Source organism: Amycolatopsis albispora (genome assembly GCF_003312875.1).
GTDB classification, from domain to species: domain Bacteria; phylum Actinomycetota; class Actinomycetes; order Mycobacteriales; family Pseudonocardiaceae; genus Amycolatopsis; species Amycolatopsis albispora.
The window spans coordinates 373,767-388,477 of the sequence record NZ_CP015163.1 but is presented as its reverse complement, the minus strand read 5'-3'; the positions used below and the strand labels follow the sequence as shown (position 1 = coordinate 388,477).

General features: G+C 71.4%; 20 protein-coding genes. 9 read left to right on the top strand and 11 right to left on the bottom strand.

Features of this window, described 5'->3' with window-relative positions; genetic code table 11:
- Window positions 1–34: 34 nt before the first annotated feature.
- The 3 genes from rraA (at window position 35) to A4R43_RS02030 (ending at window position 2,447) form a co-directional block, all read left to right on the top strand.
- Window positions 35–523 carry a ribonuclease E activity regulator RraA gene (gene rraA, locus A4R43_RS02045; protein WP_113690706.1) on the top strand — a complete coding sequence of 163 codons (489 nt, stop codon included), beginning with the start codon at window positions 35–37 and terminating at the stop codon, window positions 521–523.
- A 41-nt stretch (window positions 524–564) separates the two neighbouring features.
- Complete coding sequence (locus A4R43_RS02040; protein WP_205215210.1) at window positions 565–1,722, top strand: MFS transporter; 1,158 nt, start codon at window positions 565–567, stop codon at window positions 1,720–1,722.
- Window positions 1,723–2,114: 392 nt separating this feature from the next.
- Window positions 2,115–2,447 carry a hypothetical protein gene (locus A4R43_RS02030; RefSeq protein ID WP_162788236.1) on the top strand — a complete coding sequence of 111 codons (333 nt, stop codon included), beginning with the start codon at window positions 2,115–2,117 and terminating at the stop codon, window positions 2,445–2,447.
- Here A4R43_RS02030 and A4R43_RS02025 read toward each other — a convergent pair.
- From A4R43_RS02025 to merA, 3 genes are read right to left on the bottom strand one after another with little or no spacing between them, the layout of a single operon-like run.
- Window positions 2,437–3,216, bottom strand: a complete 780-nt coding sequence (locus A4R43_RS02025) for a phytanoyl-CoA dioxygenase family protein (protein ID WP_113690704.1) — start codon at window positions 3,214–3,216, stop codon at window positions 2,437–2,439. The genes A4R43_RS02030 and A4R43_RS02025 overlap by 11 nt on opposite strands.
- Complete coding sequence (locus A4R43_RS02020) at window positions 3,213–3,974, bottom strand: MerR family transcriptional regulator (protein ID WP_236808720.1); 762 nt, start codon at window positions 3,972–3,974, stop codon at window positions 3,213–3,215. The genes A4R43_RS02025 and A4R43_RS02020 overlap by 4 nt, the downstream gene beginning before the upstream one ends.
- 17 nt (window positions 3,975–3,991) lie before the next feature.
- Window positions 3,992–5,413: a mercury(II) reductase gene (gene merA, locus A4R43_RS02015; protein ID WP_113690703.1), complete on the bottom strand. Its 1,422-nt coding sequence runs from the start codon at window positions 5,411–5,413 to the stop codon at window positions 3,992–3,994.
- Window positions 5,414–5,527: 114 nt separating this feature from the next.
- On the opposite strand from merA, the gene A4R43_RS02010 reads away from it, so the two are divergent.
- Window positions 5,528–5,893, top strand: coding sequence for an ArsR/SmtB family transcription factor (locus A4R43_RS02010; RefSeq protein WP_113690702.1), 366 nt, complete (start codon window positions 5,528–5,530; stop codon window positions 5,891–5,893).
- A gap of 147 nt (window positions 5,894–6,040) precedes the next feature.
- Here the strand turns inward: A4R43_RS02010 and A4R43_RS02005 are convergent, their stop codons facing one another.
- From A4R43_RS02005 to A4R43_RS01985, 6 genes are all read right to left on the bottom strand, one after another.
- Window positions 6,041–6,238, bottom strand: a complete 198-nt coding sequence (locus A4R43_RS02005; RefSeq protein WP_113690701.1) for a hypothetical protein — start codon at window positions 6,236–6,238, stop codon at window positions 6,041–6,043.
- Window positions 6,239–6,278: 40 nt separating this feature from the next.
- On the bottom strand, window positions 6,279–6,950 hold the full coding sequence (locus A4R43_RS02000; RefSeq protein ID WP_162788272.1) for a winged helix-turn-helix transcriptional regulator: 672 nt from the start codon (window positions 6,948–6,950) through the stop codon (window positions 6,279–6,281).
- A 4-nt stretch (window positions 6,951–6,954) separates the two neighbouring features.
- Window positions 6,955–7,164, bottom strand: a complete 210-nt coding sequence (locus A4R43_RS42515) for a hypothetical protein (RefSeq protein WP_162788271.1) — start codon at window positions 7,162–7,164, stop codon at window positions 6,955–6,957.
- Complete coding sequence (locus A4R43_RS01995; protein ID WP_113690699.1) at window positions 7,161–8,513, bottom strand: sensor histidine kinase; 1,353 nt, start codon at window positions 8,511–8,513, stop codon at window positions 7,161–7,163. Before A4R43_RS01995 ends, A4R43_RS42515 begins: the two co-directional genes overlap by 4 nt.
- Entirely contained in the window at window positions 8,510–9,187 is a 678-nt protein-coding gene (locus A4R43_RS01990; protein ID WP_162788800.1) for a response regulator transcription factor, read from the bottom strand. The genes A4R43_RS01995 and A4R43_RS01990 overlap by 4 nt, the downstream gene beginning before the upstream one ends.
- Window positions 9,188–9,258: 71 nt before the next feature.
- Window positions 9,259–9,450, bottom strand: coding sequence for a hypothetical protein (locus tag A4R43_RS01985; protein WP_236808718.1), 192 nt, complete (start codon window positions 9,448–9,450; stop codon window positions 9,259–9,261).
- Between the two features lie 258 nt (window positions 9,451–9,708).
- Here A4R43_RS01985 and A4R43_RS01980 point away from each other — a divergent pair, with 258 nt between their 5' ends.
- A complete protein-coding gene (locus A4R43_RS01980; RefSeq protein WP_162788270.1) occupies window positions 9,709–10,203 on the top strand; it encodes a DUF4232 domain-containing protein in 495 nt (164 codons plus the stop codon).
- A 144-nt stretch (window positions 10,204–10,347) separates the two neighbouring features.
- On the opposite strand, the gene A4R43_RS43705 is transcribed toward A4R43_RS01980, so the two are convergent.
- The gene (locus A4R43_RS43705) at window positions 10,348–10,554 is read right to left on the bottom strand and encodes a hypothetical protein (RefSeq protein WP_236808716.1); all 207 of its coding nucleotides are present in this window, start codon (window positions 10,552–10,554) and stop codon (window positions 10,348–10,350) included.
- A 215-nt stretch (window positions 10,555–10,769) separates the two neighbouring features.
- Window positions 10,770–11,612, bottom strand: coding sequence for a S1C family serine protease (locus A4R43_RS01970; RefSeq protein ID WP_236808714.1), 843 nt, complete (start codon window positions 11,610–11,612; stop codon window positions 10,770–10,772).
- A 612-nt stretch (window positions 11,613–12,224) separates the two neighbouring features.
- On the opposite strand from A4R43_RS01970, the gene A4R43_RS01960 reads away from it, so the two are divergent.
- From A4R43_RS01960 to A4R43_RS01945, 4 genes are all read left to right on the top strand, one after another.
- Complete coding sequence (locus A4R43_RS01960; RefSeq protein ID WP_113690695.1) at window positions 12,225–13,127, top strand: universal stress protein; 903 nt, start codon at window positions 12,225–12,227, stop codon at window positions 13,125–13,127.
- Window positions 13,128–13,311: 184 nt separating this feature from the next.
- Entirely contained in the window at window positions 13,312–13,842 is a 531-nt protein-coding gene (locus A4R43_RS01955; RefSeq protein ID WP_162788269.1) for a DUF4232 domain-containing protein, read from the top strand.
- Window positions 13,839–14,222 carry a hypothetical protein gene (locus A4R43_RS01950; protein WP_162788235.1) on the top strand — a complete coding sequence of 128 codons (384 nt, stop codon included), beginning with the start codon at window positions 13,839–13,841 and terminating at the stop codon, window positions 14,220–14,222. The genes A4R43_RS01955 and A4R43_RS01950 overlap by 4 nt, the downstream gene beginning before the upstream one ends.
- Window positions 14,195–14,413 (top strand): hypothetical protein, encoded by a 219-nt coding sequence (locus tag A4R43_RS01945; RefSeq protein ID WP_162788268.1) that lies wholly within the window; start codon window positions 14,195–14,197, stop codon window positions 14,411–14,413. Before A4R43_RS01950 ends, A4R43_RS01945 begins: the two co-directional genes overlap by 28 nt.
- Window positions 14,414–14,711 lie beyond the last annotated feature (298 nt).

Below are 14,711 nucleotides of genomic sequence, written 5' to 3'. Positions count from 1 at the left end.
CAGTTCCCGAGTTTTCGAGTTTTCGAGGAGAACGATGTCCCTGCCCAGCCAGCCGCTCACCGCCGACCTCTACGACGAGCACGGCGACGCGCTCGAGTCGTGTGACACCCAGTTCCGGCAGTTCGGCGGCCGCGGCGTGTTCTCCGGCCCGATCGTGACGGTTCGCTGCCGCGAGGACAACGCGCTGCTGAAAACCGTGCTCTCCGAGCCGGGCGACGGACGCGTGCTGGTCGCGGACGGTGGCGGTTCCGTGCACCGCGCCCTGCTGGGCGACGTCATCGCGGGCATCGCGGTCCACAATGGATGGTCCGGCGTGGTGATCCACGGCGCCGTGCGGGACGTCGCCGCCCTGCGGGAACTGGACCTCGGCGTGAAGGCGCTCGGCTCGAACCCGCGCAAGAGCGCCAAAACCGGAGCGGGCGAGCGCGATGTGGTGCTCGAGTTCGGCAACGCCACCTTCACCCCGGGCGCCACGCTGCACAGCGACGACGACGGCATCGTTGTGCTGCCCGCCGTCCGCTGACCACGGGCAGAACCACGACACCCCGGACCGGCGGCGCGGGCGTGGCCGCCCTGCTCGTGGGCACCATCCTCAGCCAGACCGCCCTGAACCTGGCCCGCCCGCTGCTGTCCTACCGCACCCTCGCGCTCGACGGCGGCGGGCTCGCCATCGGCCTGGTCACCGCTTCCTACGCGGTCCTCTCGCTGCTCGTGGCCCTGCCGCTGGGCCGCCTGGTGGACCGGACCGGCCGCACCGCGCCCGTGCTCGTGCTCGGCACCGCCCTGCTGGTGCTGGGCCCGCTCGCGCTCGCCTGGTCACCGGCGGTGCCGTGGGTTGCCGCCTCGGCGGCCTGCCTCGGCTTCGGCCACATCGTTTTTATGGTCGGCGCCCAGGGCTACATCGCCTCGGCCGTGCCCGACACCGGCCTCGACCGCTACTTCGGCTGGTTCACCGCCGCGGTGTCGGCCGGGCAGATGTTCGGCCCGCTGATCGCCGGTGGGCTGCTCGGCACCGGGACCGGGGCCGCGCTCGGGCGCACCGGGCTGGCCGCCGTGGTCGCGAGCGTGCTCGCCGCGTGCGCCCTTCCGGCCGGGATCGTCCTGATGCGACGCCGTGCCACGGGGGTGCGCCCGGTGCGGGCGGCCGCGCCGGGTGTGCTGTCCATGCTGCGCAGCCGCGGCATGGTGCCCGGCCTGTTTGTCAGCCTCGCGCTGCTCGGCGCGGTCGACCTGCTCACCGCGTACCTCCCGCTGATCGCGGAGGACCGGGGCGTCGCGCCGCTGGTCGTCGGCGGGCTCCTGGCGCTGCGCTCGGCGGCGTCCATCGTGTCCAGGCTCGGCCTCGGCAGGCTCGCCCGGCGCTGGCGGCGGCACACGCTGATCGTCACCAGCGCCGCCGGATCCGCGGTGGCACTGGCCGTGGTCGCGCTGCCCGCGGCGAACGTGCCCGTCATGGCGGTGGCGCTGGTCGTCGGCGGGTTCCTGCTGGGGCTGGGGCAGCCGCTGACCATGACCGTGGTCGTGCAGGCCGTGCCCCAGCACGGGCGCAACGCGGCGCTGGCCCTGCGGCTGTGGGCGAACCGGCTCGGCCAGGTCACCGTGCCCGCCGCTGCGGGCCTGGTGGCGGGCCCGCTCGGCGCGGCAGGCGCGCTGTGGCTCGCCGCGGCGGTCCTGACCACGGCCGCGACCGCGGTGGCCCTCGACGCGCGCACCAGCGAATAAAGCGCGGGTTCGCGCGTCACCGGCCGTTCAGCACCGGTCGAGCGCCGCCCGGCCCAGCGGTCCCCAGTGCGGCTTGCCGCCGGGCAGCCCCCGATCCCCGGTCTGCCCATGAGCAGCAGGAACAGGCTCTTCAGCGCGGCCAGCCCGCAGGCACGCCGGATGGCCGGTGCACAGGTCACCAAAATCGACGATGCCCGAGGCGTTCCGTCCGCGACGACCACGTTCGCCGGGTGCAGGTCGCCGTGTACCCACACCGCGAGCCGTGCCACGCCTCCGCCGCGACCGCGTCGTCCCAGGCGGCCCGGACGCCGGTAGCGAGGTCGCCGGGAACAACGGCTTGGAAGAAGCTCTCGAAGCCGTCCGCGCACTCCCGGGGATGAGCACCGCGGTCGGTGGCGACCGGCGCCCGGGTGATCGAGGCGTGGTCCAGCGGCTCGCCGGGAACCCAGGTCATCACCGTCCAGTGCTTGGGGAAGCGCTCGGACGGCTCGCCGGACCGCACCGGCATCGGCCCCGAGCCGCCACATCTGGTTGCCCCAGCCGCCCGCAACCTCGCGGATCGGCAACCCGGCCAGACCCCGCGGTTGCTCAACATCGACGCGACACTGGGCTTCGACCACGCATGCCGGGCCCGTGCCTTGTTCGGCGGTTCCGGCGGCGGGTACTTCTCCAGAGCTTCGTTCAATTTCTCGGCGATCGTGTCGAATCCCAGCTTCAGGTGGTAGCGCCGGGTGCCCTGGGAGTTCTGGGGTAGCGGTGGTCCGGAAGTGGTTGTCCTGGCCGCAGGTCGAGCGGGTCGCGGCCGGGCAGTGGCCGGTAGGTGGCGGCGGCGTCGGTGAAGGTGACCAAAAAGGACAGTCGTGCTTGGTCGGTGGTGTTGGCGCCCGCGTAGTGGGCGGTGCGGGCGTGGTGGAACGTCACGTCGCCGGCCCGTACCGGCACGGCGACCCGTGGATTCCAGCGCAGCTCGGGCCAGTGGGTGAACAGGTAGTTGTCCGGGTCCGCGGTGTGCTCGGCCAACGCCACCCGCTGTGGTCCGCCACGGCGGTGCGAGCCGGGCAGGAAGGTCAGGCAGCCGCGTTCGGCTGGCACGTCGACCAAGGCGATCCAGGCGTTGAAGACCAGGCGTGAGTCCAGCAGCGCGAAAGTCAGGTCGTCGTGCCAGCCGGTGGGGGCACTGCGTCCGGGGTCTTTGCGCAGGACCTCGCCGCCCCACACGCGCAGCGGCATCCCGGCGAGCCGCTCGGCCAGCGTGCCGAGGCGGGGGTGCAGGGCCAGCTCGCGCAGGGTGGGGTGGTGTTCCCAGGCGTCGGTGGTGGCCACGATGCGGGTGCCGAATTCCTCATCGGTGTGGCTCCGCGCCGCGAGGGCTTCCTCCGCCGCGGTGCTGAAGCGCGCCACCTCGTCGGCGGTGAGCAAGCCTGGTACGTGGGTGAACCCGCGTTCGCGGAAGTCCTCGACGGTGTGCTCGGTCGCGGTGTCGGTGGTGGTCATGTCAGGCAGTCCCCTTCAGCAGAGTTCCGAAACTCGGCGGCGGCGGTGAAGGAGTTGATGTGGTGGCAGGTGCGATCCACGGACGGACAGCAGCCAGCGTCGCATCGGCGCCGCACTCCTCGGCCGCTCGCTCCAGGTCGGCTCGCCGTGGTGCCCGGCCCGTGTCGGCGAACGCGGTCAGGATCCACCGGTGCACCGCCCGCGCCACCGGGGTGAGCGCGGCGGCAGCACGGGTCTTGTTCGGCGTCAGGTCCGGCTTCTCGGTCACCGGGTCCGGGAACGGTTGGGTGGCTTGGGTTTTGCGCATGTCCGCGACGGTAGGGTCTCCCCCCGGGGTGAGGGTCAAGGCTGGTGACCCACCGGGGATCGCCGGTGGCGGGACTGTGCGCGTTTTCGCCGGCGAGTTCGGTGTGGTGGGTGGCTTCGAATTCGTCGAGGCGGTGCAGGGTCTGCCGCAGTTCGGCGATCCGCCGGGTCACGCGTGCGCGGGACTGGTGCAGCAGGTCGGCCAGGCGGGGGCCGAACGGTGCGTCCGTGCCGGCGAGTTCGCGGATTTCGGCCACGGTCAGCCCGAGCTCCCGCAACCGGCGGATCGCGTTGACGCACCACAGGGCGTCGGTGTCGAACAGGCGGTAGTTCGTGGCGCTGCGGCCGACGGTGTAGATCAGGCCCCAGTCCGTGTACTGGCGCAGCGTCTTGATCGGCACACCGGTGCGCCGGGACAGCTCCCCGACCGTCATCAGCCCGTTGCTCGTCATGGCATCGCTCCGCGGGGTCAGGAGGCGCAGCAGGACAGCTTGGCTACGTCGCGGGTGAACGACTGCGCGGCGAGCTTGAGCCCTTCGGCCATCGTCAGGTACGGCGACCACAGCTCGGCCATCTGCGTCACGGTCATCTGGTTCGCCAGCGCGTAGACGGCGGTCCCGATCACGTCACCGGCGCCGCCGGCGAGCACGTGCGCGCCCAGCAATCGCCCGGTGTGGCGGTCGGCGACGAGTTTGATCAGGCCGCGGGTGTCCCGGTTGACCAGCGCCCGTGGCACGTGCTCCAGCGGCAGCACCCTGCTGTCGGTGGCGTAACCCTGCTCGGCGGCCTGCGTTTCGGTGAGCCCGGCCGCCGCGATCTGCGGGCTGGTGAACACCACCCGCGGCAGGTGGCGGTAGTCCAGCGTGCGCTGTGCGCCCTCGAAGGCGTTGTCGGCGACCAGGGTGCCGTGTGCGCCCGCGACGTAGACGAATTGCGGACCACCGGTGACATCCCCAGCCGCCCAGATCCGCGGATTGGCGGTGCGCAGGTGCTCGTCGACAACGACCTCGCCGCGGGCACCGGTTTCCACCCCGACCGCGTCGAGGTTCAAGCCATCGGTGGCCGGGCGGCGGCCGGTGGCCACCAGCAGGTGCTCGGCGGTCACCGTGGTCGGCTGCCCGCTCGCCCCGCTGAGCGTGACGTGGCGGCCGGTCGCGTCGCGGTCCACCCGCGCGACCCTCGCCCCGGTGATCACCTTCATGCCCTCGTCGGTGAACACCTGCTCGATGCCCCCGCTGACCTCCGGCTCCTCGAACGGCGCCAGCCGCGACAACGCCTCGACCACCGTGACCTCGACGCCGAGCCGGCGCCACAGCTGGGCTTGTTCCAGGCCGACGGCGTTGCCCCCGAGCACGATCATCGACCGCGGCACCGTGCCGAGCTCCATCGCGGTGGCCGACGTCAGGTAGCCCGCTTGCGCGAGTCCGTCGATCGGCGGCGCCCACGGCGCTGATCCGGTGGCGATCAGGTAGTGCCCGGCCTCCACGGTCGCGGTCCCGCCGCCGACGAGATCGACGTCCAGCACCGGCTCCGAGCCGGTCGCGTTGAAGCGGGCAGTACCAGCCAGGAGTTCCCAGCCGTAGTCAGCTGCCAGGTCGGTGTACTTCCCCGCCCGCAGAGACTCCACCAGCTCCCGCTTGCCGCCGATCAGGGCCGGGAAGTCGACGCCGACCTGGGAGGTGGTGATGCCGGGGAACCGGTCGTCCAGGCTGACGTGGCGCGCCCCGGCCGCGGCCAGCAGCGCCTTCGACGGCACGCATCCGGTGTTCACGCAGGTGCCACCCACCGTGCCGCGTTCGATCATCACCACCGAACGGCCCTTCGCGCGCGCCGCGATCGCCGCCGCGAACGCCCCGCCACCGGAACCGATCACGGCCAGGTCGTACCGCATCCGCAGCCCTCCTACCGTCGCCTCGCGCTACGTATTTGCTCTAACGGATATGTCTGATGGTAGCCTCGTATCCGCTTATCCGCATACATCGTGCGACGTGAGAACGGTGAAGACATGACCGCAGGTCCCGGCCCGACCGCCGCGCTGCTGCCCACCGAACCGAACGGGGTGGAGATGGTGGCCAAGTTCTTCCGCGCGCTCGGCGACCCCGCACGGCTGCGGCTGCTCGAATTCCTGCTGCACGACGAACACACCGTCACCGAGTGCGTCGCCCACATCGGCCTGTCCCAGGGCCGCGTCTCCACCCACCTCGGGTGCCTGTCGGACTGCGGCTACGTGCAGGTCCGCCGTGAAGGCCGCTTCGCCTACTACACCGTGACCGATCCACGTGTCGCCGAACTGGTGCTGCTCGCCCGATCGCTGGCCGCGGACAACGCCGCCGCGCTGGCCGCCTGCATGCGCATCACACCGACCGCGTGATCGTCCCGAAGGCCCTGCCAGAACCGACCTCGACCGCCGACGAGAAGAAAACGACCCGCGACCTGCCTCTACGGCAGCCGTACCGATCCAGCACCGTTTCCCGGCTCGGCCATGGTCGCGCCGAGGGGCTCGGGCATCCGGCACCGGTCAGTTCGCGCAGCGCGGGCAGTAGTGCGGGCCGATGGCGCGGTCGTGCCCGCGCCAGCCGTCCTGCCGGGCCTGGCCCCACAGCAGCAACCACGCCTCGTGGTGTGCGGTACCCGGCACCGCCCGTGGCCCGGCCGCCCCGCACCCGTCGCAGATCAGGCGCAACGCGACGACGTCGTCCACCGGTACCGCCGTCATCGCCGCGCCCGTTCTTCCGGATCAACCTGACCAGCGGCCCTCACGCGCTGCCGATCGCCGCCAGGGACTTCGCGGGCGCACCGGCGCTGAGCCAGCCGGCCAGCCTGCGCACCGCGGCCCGGTCACCGGTGAAGCGCAGGGTGCGTGCCCGCAGTTCGTCGAGGCACCGGCTGTGGCCGAGCCACACGCTGGCCAGCGCGGTGATCGTGCACTCGACCCGCACCAGCACCGGCAGGTCCGGGGCGGTCCGCTGGGCGCGGGCCCGCGCGCCCAGCACCACCCACCACTGCCGCGGGCCGGTCACGTCCGAGAACCCGACCTCGATGGCGCCGGGTTCGTGTGGTCCGCCGATGGTCCGGCACAGGTCGGCCAGCAGCAGCCGCGGATCGAGATCACCGGCCCGTGGCGGCGGCAGCCACCGCGAACCCCAGCTGGACAGCTGCGCCAGCACCGGTTCGAGGTCACGCCCGGCCGCGGTGAGCCGGTAGTGGAACCGGCCGTGCCGGTCGGCGCTGGCTTCGACCAGGCCCACCGCGTGCAACCGGCGCATCCGGTGGCCGAGGCTCGACTTGGACACCATCGGCAGCAGCTCGGCGAGGTCGTCGAGGCAGCGCTGCCCGGCGAGCAGCTCGGTGACGATCAGCGTGGTCCACGCCTCGCCCAGCAGATCGGTCGTCCTGGCTGCGGGGTGGTGGGTCGCGGAGCGCTTCACCACCTCATCCTGTCGTGGAAACCGGCGGCGGAACCTGACGACTGCCTGACGATCCGGGCGCCGGCTCGTGCTCGGGCACCTGGGTGACCGACGGCGTGGGATCCGGCATCCGGGTGAGGCTGGGCAGCTTCTCCGGACGGTCCTGCGTGCTGACTCCGCAACCGGCGCACGCCAGCACCAGCACGGCCAGTCCACCGAGCACCAGCTTCCTCATTCCGCCTCCGGGAGTTCGACGACAAACCGCGCGCCGCCGCCGGGCCGGTCCGCCACCTCGGCGGTGCCGCCGTGCCGCGCGATGTGGTCGGCCACGATGGCCAGCCCGAGCCCGCTGCCGGTTTCGTCACCGCGCCCCCGCGCCTGCCCGCGGGTGAACCGCTCGAAGATCCGCGACCGCAGCTCGTCCGGCACGCCGGGGCCCTGGTCGTCGACCTCCATCCGGACCTTCCCGTCGTGTGCGGTGACCGCGATGCGCACCACTCCGCCGGCGTAGCGGTCGGCGTTGTCCAGCAAGTTGCCGACCACCCGGTCCAGCCGCCGCCGATCGGCCAGCACCAGCGCGGGCCCCGGCGCGTCCAGCACGTCCGGCTGGTTCCGGTGCTCGAGCACCCGGCGGACCACGTCGCCGAGGTCCACCAGTTCCCAGGCCTGCTCGTCGGATTCCTGGCGGGCACGGGAGATCTCCAGCAGGTCGACCACCATGCGCTGGAACCGGCGGATCTCCGCGACGAGCAGGTCCAGCGCGCGGCGAGCCGGTGCGGGCAGGGCGTCACGGCGGCGGTCGAGCACCTCGGCCGCGTTGGCCATGGTGGTCAGCGGTGACCGCAGCTCGTGGCTGACGTCCCCGGCGAACCGCGCGTCCTGCTGGACCCGGTGCTCCAGCGCTTGCGCGGTGGCGTTGAAGGTCGCGGCCAGCGGCGCCAGATCGGGATCGGTCTGCGCGGGCAGGCGGGCGCTGTGGTCCCCGGCGGCGATCCGGGACGCCGCGCTGGTCAGCGTGGTCAGCGGGCGCAGCGCGCGACGGCTGGCCCACCAGCCCAGCCCGCCGCCGAGCAGGCCGCCCGCGACCGTCGCGGCGGTCAGCACCACGCTCAGGAACCGCATCGTGCGGTCCAGCTCGACCAGCGGGAACAGCTCGACGTAGAAGCCGCCCTCGGACACCACCGGCAGCACCACCGCGAGCACCGGGACGCCGCCGACGGCCAGGCGCTGGCGGGCCGGTTCCCCCGCGCGGCCGAGATCGAGCAGTTCGGCGGGCAGCGTCTGCGGCGGCACCTGCCTGCCGCTGGTCAGCCACCGGCCCGGCTGGTAGACCAGGATCGACGAGTCCGGGCCGGTGGTCAGGCCGGTGAGCAACTCGTCCAGACCAGGAGATCGGTCGCGGATGGCCGCGTCGACCAGCCGGACGTTGAGCTGCGCCTGCCGCACCGCGGCCTGCTCGCGCTGGTCGAGCAGGTAGTTGGTGGCCAGGTTCCAGGTGGTCACCGCGAGCACGCTGACGATCAGCAGCGAACCGGCGCCCAGTGCCGCGGTCACCCGCCAACGCAGTGACCAGCGCTTGCTCATCCGGCGTCCTGGTGCACCCGGTAGCCGACGCCGCGTACGGTGAGCACCAGCGCGGGCTCGTCCGGATCCAGCTCCACCTTGCGGCGCAACCGGCGGATGTGCACGTCGAGCAGGCGCGTGTCGCCGAAGTAGTCGTACCCCCAGACCCGCTGGAGCAGCTGCTCCCTGGTCACCACGTCCCCGCCGGCGGCGGCGAGTTCGGACAGCAGGCGGAACTCGGTCCTGGTCAGGTGCAGCGGCTCCCCGTCACGGACGACCTCGCCGGTTCCCGGGTGGATTTTCAGCGCGCCGGCCACCAGTTCCGTGCGGCCGGGACCCCGGCGCCGCAGCAAGGCGCGGATGCGGGCCGCCAACTCCCCCGCGATCAGCGGTTTGGTCACGTAGTCGTCCGCGCCCGCCTCCAGGCCGTCGATCACGTCGCGGGTGTCGGTGCGGGCGGTGACCATGATGATCGGCAGGTCACCGCGGGACCGCAGGGACCGGCACACCGTCATGCCGTCGATCCCCGGCAGCATCAGGTCCAGCAGCACCACGTCGACCGGCGTGGACTCGACCACCGACAGCGCCTGCTCCCCCGAAACCGCCTCCACCACGTCGAAACCGTGGTCGGCCAAGGAAAGCCCGAGCGCTTCGCGGATGTGCTCGTCGTCCTCGACCAGCAGCACCGCGGTCATGAGCCAGCCCGCGCCAGGATCATCGTCCACCTCCGGCGGCCGATTATCACACGGCACCGCGATCCCGTCGCTCATGCCCGGCTTCGCCGGTTGTCCCAGCGGGCCAGCCGGAAACGCGCCAGCCGGTGCAGCATCTCCTCCATCGCCTCCGGCACGATCTGGCCGTCGAGATCCCGTTTGGCCGCGACCACCGTGCTGACCACCCCGGACGGCGGCACCGTGCCGCCGAACTCCGTCGCGAGTTCGCGAACCACCTTGCTCACCAGTTCCTCCACCCCACCATCGTCACCGCCGCTCGCCCAATTCGAACTGACGACTGGCTGACGATCGGCCGCCTGCTCCGGTGGGCGCGCCGGATTGTCAGGAGAGCGCAAGGTTTCACCCCGGATCCGGCCGTTTCCCGCTGCTACCGTCGCGCACGGAGGAGTTCACCGGAAAGGGCGTTCATGCGCGGGATGCGTGTCCTCGCCTCGGCAGGGGCGTGCGCGTTCGTAGTCAGTGGTTGCGGCACAAAACCCCTGGTGCCACCGGAAACCACGGAGACACCCCCGCGCACGACAACGGTGACGGCGAGCGGCCTGCCAGCTTGCCCGGCCTCGCAGCTGTCCGGGCGGCTCCGGCCCGGCTCCCCCGAAGTCGGCCACCGCCGCGCCACGCTCGAAGTGACCAACCGCGGTGATTCCCCTTGCGCGCTCAACGGATACGGCGACCTGCGCCTGCTCGGCGCCGACGCCAGGACCGTGCCGACGGACGCCTGGCGCCAGCCGCACCCGGCGGCCACCGAGGTGGTGCTCGACCCCGGCGAGGCGGCGGTCCGGGAACTGCGCTGGTCGGCGCGCCCCGGCAAAGGCGAGCCGGCGGACGGGCCGTGCCAGCCGGAAGCGGTCCGCTTGGAGGTCACGCCGCCGGACCAGGCGGAAAGCTTCGGCGTGCCGTGGTCACTGGGCCCGGTCTGCCGCGGCGGCTGGATCGCCGGCGGCGCGTTCACCGAAAGCACCAGCAACGCCCGCCCATAGCTCAGGTTCGCCCCGACCGAACAACCAGGAACGCGCCGAATCTCGGTGTCTGAATCGGACAGTCGCACCGGGCCCCGTGCAACGACACGGTTTCCGGGCCAGCGACGGCGAATCTCGGCAGGCGTAGCCAATCGCTTGCGCCGATCACGCCGCTGGACTGATTTCCTCGACGGTGAGGGGAACGCCTTCCATGCAGGTGGTGGGTGCGCCCGGGTGGGTGCTTCCGGTGATGGTCATGCGTCGCTGTGGTTGGAGCTGGCTTCGGTCGCCGCCGATCAGCAGGTAGCGGGTGGTGCCGGTCTCGAGCAGCAGGCAGCCGGGTTCCACACCGGCTTCGACCGTGCCGGTCACCCGTACTTCACCGGTTTCGCCGGACGGTGGCCCTTCGGTCGGGGTCGGGCTGGTGCTCACCGTGGGCGGGGACATCCCGGGTGGTGGATCCGTGTCGGGTGGGTTGCCGCAGCCGGTGGCCGTGGCAACCAGGACCGCGGCTGTGCCGATGGCGCACCGCCGGCGGAGGCCACCTGGTGTCTGGATGCGCATTTGTGCGAGTTCCTTTCGGCCGGTCACCTGGATTCGATCGTGACGGCCTGCTCGTGTCGCTGGCCGTCACGGAGGACCACGAGCGGAACCGATTCGCCCGCCTTGGTTTTCCTCAGCGCGGTGAGCGGGTCCTCCACCGTGCGGATCTGGGCACCGCCGAACTCGGTGATGACGTCGCCGGCCCGGACACCGGCCGAGGCGGCGGGACTGTTGTCGTCGACCGCGCCGACCACCACGCCGTGGTCGGCCACCAACCCGAGCTTTTCCTTGATGGGCGGGGTGAGCGGGCGCACCGACACCCCGAGGTAGGGATGAGTGGCGGTGCCATCGGCCAGCAGCTGCTCGGCGATGTCGAGGGCGGTGGCCGACGGAATGGCGAATCCGAGGGAGACCGCGCCGGTCTCGGGCGGCAAGTCGGCTTCGTTGATCCCGATCACCCGCCCTTGCGCGTCGAGCAGCGCGCCACCGGAATTGCCGGGCGAGATCGGTGCGTCGGTCTGCACGAGATCGACCAGCGAACGGGTCTGGGCCGCCGATCCCGGAAGCTGCCGGTGCAGCCCCGAAACGATCCCGGCCGTGACGGTGTTCTCGAATCCCAGCGGACTGCCGATGGCGAGCGCCACCTCACCGGGTTGTGGTAGTTCCTGGCGGAACTCGGGAACGGGCAGCCCGCCGCGTTCGCTGCGCACCACGGCCAGGTCGGTCACCTCGTCGGTGGCCAGCACCGTCCCCGGCGATCGGCTCCCGTCGGCATAGGCCACGGTGACCTCCCGAGTTTCGCCGACGACATGTGCGTTGGTCATCACGACGTCCTCGCGCAGGACCACGCCGCTGCCGATGCCGCCGGCGGCCTGGATGGTCACCACGCTGGGACTCAGCCGCTCGACGACAGCGGCGTACCCGCCGGGTTCGGCGGTCGCCGGATTCGGCGGGGTGGGCGGTGGCGGAACTGGGTTCGTTGCCGGGTGTGCAGGCAGTCAGGGGCAGCATCGCCGCCGCTGACAGCGCGAGCACACCGTTTCTGAAGTTGGCCATGTGAAGCGATACCCCGGTGCGCTGTCTGAACACGTGCCGATCCGGTGTGGGCCGTGCTTGATCGCGATCGCTGTCGATATGCACCTCTTGCGCGCCGATACCAAGAAAGCCGCCGGATGCCAATTCCGGCAGCCGGACCCTGCGCTCGTCTTGGTCGATCATTAATCCGTCGATCTCACCGATCTTGTTCGCATTCCGGTCGAGGACTTCCTCTGCGATTTTCATTCATCACGAGGCTCCTTCCCTGTGTCACGCGCGGCCTACCCAGTGGATCTCGCACCGGAACGGGAATTCGTCGGTTGTCAGGTAATCGCAAGGTTCGCGAGCGAGACAGGTTACGGGCCGGTCACGAGGGTGGTGGCTACGTGTATGGCTGTGAGGACGGGGGAACGCGACAAGGAGTTTCCTGGCATTTCACCGTACCGAAGGCGAAGGAGGCGGACATGACCATTCCTGTTGGCTCGATCTTGGCCGGATTCGACGGGTCGAACGGTTCTCGCCGTGCTGTCGAGTGGGCGGCCGAGGAGGCGGTGCGGCGGCGGGGCACTTTGTTGATCGCGCAGTGCTTCGTGTCGGCGCCGCCGGTCATGCAGGGCTGGACCAGCGCGGACGAGGTCGAGGGCACCCGGATCCGCGAGCAGGCGGAGTACCAGCTCGATGAGATGGCCGACCACTGCGGCAAATCCCATCCCGAGCTGGCAGTGGACACCGTGCTGCCCGAGGGCAGGGCGGGCGTGGCCCTGCCCGCGCTCGCCGAGGAGGCCGGGGCTTCGCTGATCGTGGTGGGCTCGTCGGGCCTCAGCGCCTTGCCACGGGCACTGCTGGGGTCGACCGCCGCGGAGTTGGTGCGCACAGCCGTTCAGCCGGGGGTCGTGGTCCGCGGCGAGGAGCCGGCGGCCGCGGACGCGCCGGTGGTGGTCGGCGTGGACGGTTCGGCGGTCAGTGATCGTGCGGTGGAGTTCGCGTTCGAATTCGCGGCCGGGCACGGGTTGCCGCTGCTGGCGGTGCACGCCTGGACGGACTGGCAGGCGGGACTGCTGGCCAGCGCTCCGATGGCCCCGGTCGGGCGAGAACGGCAAGACACGCAGGCGGAGGCCGCGGTCCGGGCTCACCTCGACAAGTTCGCCGCGCGTTTCCCCGAGGTGCGCAGCGAGGTGCGGTTCGTGGCCGAGCACCCCGCGCAGATCCTGACGGAATTGGCCGAGCACGCACGGCTGCTCGTGGTCGGCAGCCATGGCCGCGGGGCGGTGGGGCGTGTCTTCCTCGGTTCGGTCAGCCACGCGGTGCTGTACCACGCTCCCTGCCCGGTGGCCGTGCTGCGAGACACCGGGGAAGGCCATGCATGACACCGCCCCGGAGATCCGGACTTCGCCCGCACGCTGGACCCGGCAGCAAGCGGTCTCGCGGTGGTCGTGTGGACCGCGATGACCATCGTGCTCGGTGCGACGGCACTGGTCGGTGCGCTGGCCGGTGACGCGGTGAATCGATCATTTTTTCGGAGAGGAACCGATGAAATTGACAGGAGTGCTCGTGACGGCCGGTCTGTGTGCGACATCGGTGGCCGCCTGCGAACCCGCCACACCTTCCCCGGAACGAGCGGATGTCCAGGTCGGCGAGACCAGCGCGACGAACCCGATCGCGGCACCCTCGTGCGCGGCCGACCAGCTCACCGGCACGCTCGAGCCCGGCTCACCAGGTGCCGGGCAGCGCTACGCCACTCTCGTGCTGACCAACAAGTCCGGCCCCGCCTGCACCGTCGACGGTTACGGCGATCTACGGCTCGCGGACGCCGACGACACTGCCCTGCCCACCGATTCGTGGCGCGAACCCGATCCGGCGCCCACGCCGGTGGTGCTCGCCCAAGGTGATGCGGCACAACGCGAATTGCACTGGACAGTGGTCCGCGCGCCGGAGGAACCGGCCGACGGCCCGTGCCAGCCGGAGCCGGAGCGCTTGGAGGTCACCCCGCCCGACCGGGCCGGGCTGATCCCGGTGCCGTGGTCTTTCGGGCCCGTCTGCCAGCACGGCTGGCTGGGCGGCGGCGCGTACACCGCACGATGACCGCCTCAGCACTCGCGCGCCGTGCGTGGTTGCTCCTGTGCGTGCTCGTTCCGGCCGGAGTCGCCGGATGCGGAGACCCGCTCGAGCACGGGCAGGGCGCGGGCACCATGGGCACCAACGCCGAGATCGGCCCGGTCAAGTTGCGCAACGTCTACATCGAACGGCCCGCGGACGGAACCTACCAACGCGGCGAGGACGCACGGCTGGCTGTGTCGCTGTTCACCGACGAGTCCATTCAGGACAGTCTTATCGCGGTGTCCAGCAGCGTCGCCGAACAGGTCCGGCTGCAGTGGGATCAGGCATGCGACGGCGAGGCCGAAACCGTGCCCGCCATACCCTGCGCGGTGGCACCGTGCCCACGACAGGCACCCAGGAAGTGACCGGGCACCCGCCGTACTACCTCACCCTGAGCGGGTTCACCCGGGAAGTGCCCGCGGGCACGACCGTGCCGGTGACGTTCACCTTCACCGACGCGGGAACCGGCACCGTGCAGGCCACGGTGCAAGGACGCGGCGAGCGCGACGAACCCGCTCACTACTCCTGCCTCGACGCCCCGCCGGTCGAAGGCTGACCCGCGGCGTGTTCAACGCGTTTCCGGATCCTCGCGGGCGGATCGGGAAAGCTCATCGAGCCCAGCAGCTCCGGATCGATCGCCGACGAAGGCAACCGGACAGGGCACGCGGTGAAGCCGGCGGCGCACAGCCGCGCTCGAGGCACGCCTCGCCACGACGAACAAGGCGGCATCTTGCGCGTGCGACAGCGGATTCCCGAGGTCAGGGCAGAAAAGCGGACCGGTGTCCACGCTGACAGCCGGGTAGCGGTCCAGCGTGGCGAGAAGCCTGCTGGTGATGGAAAACCTGTCGGAGCGG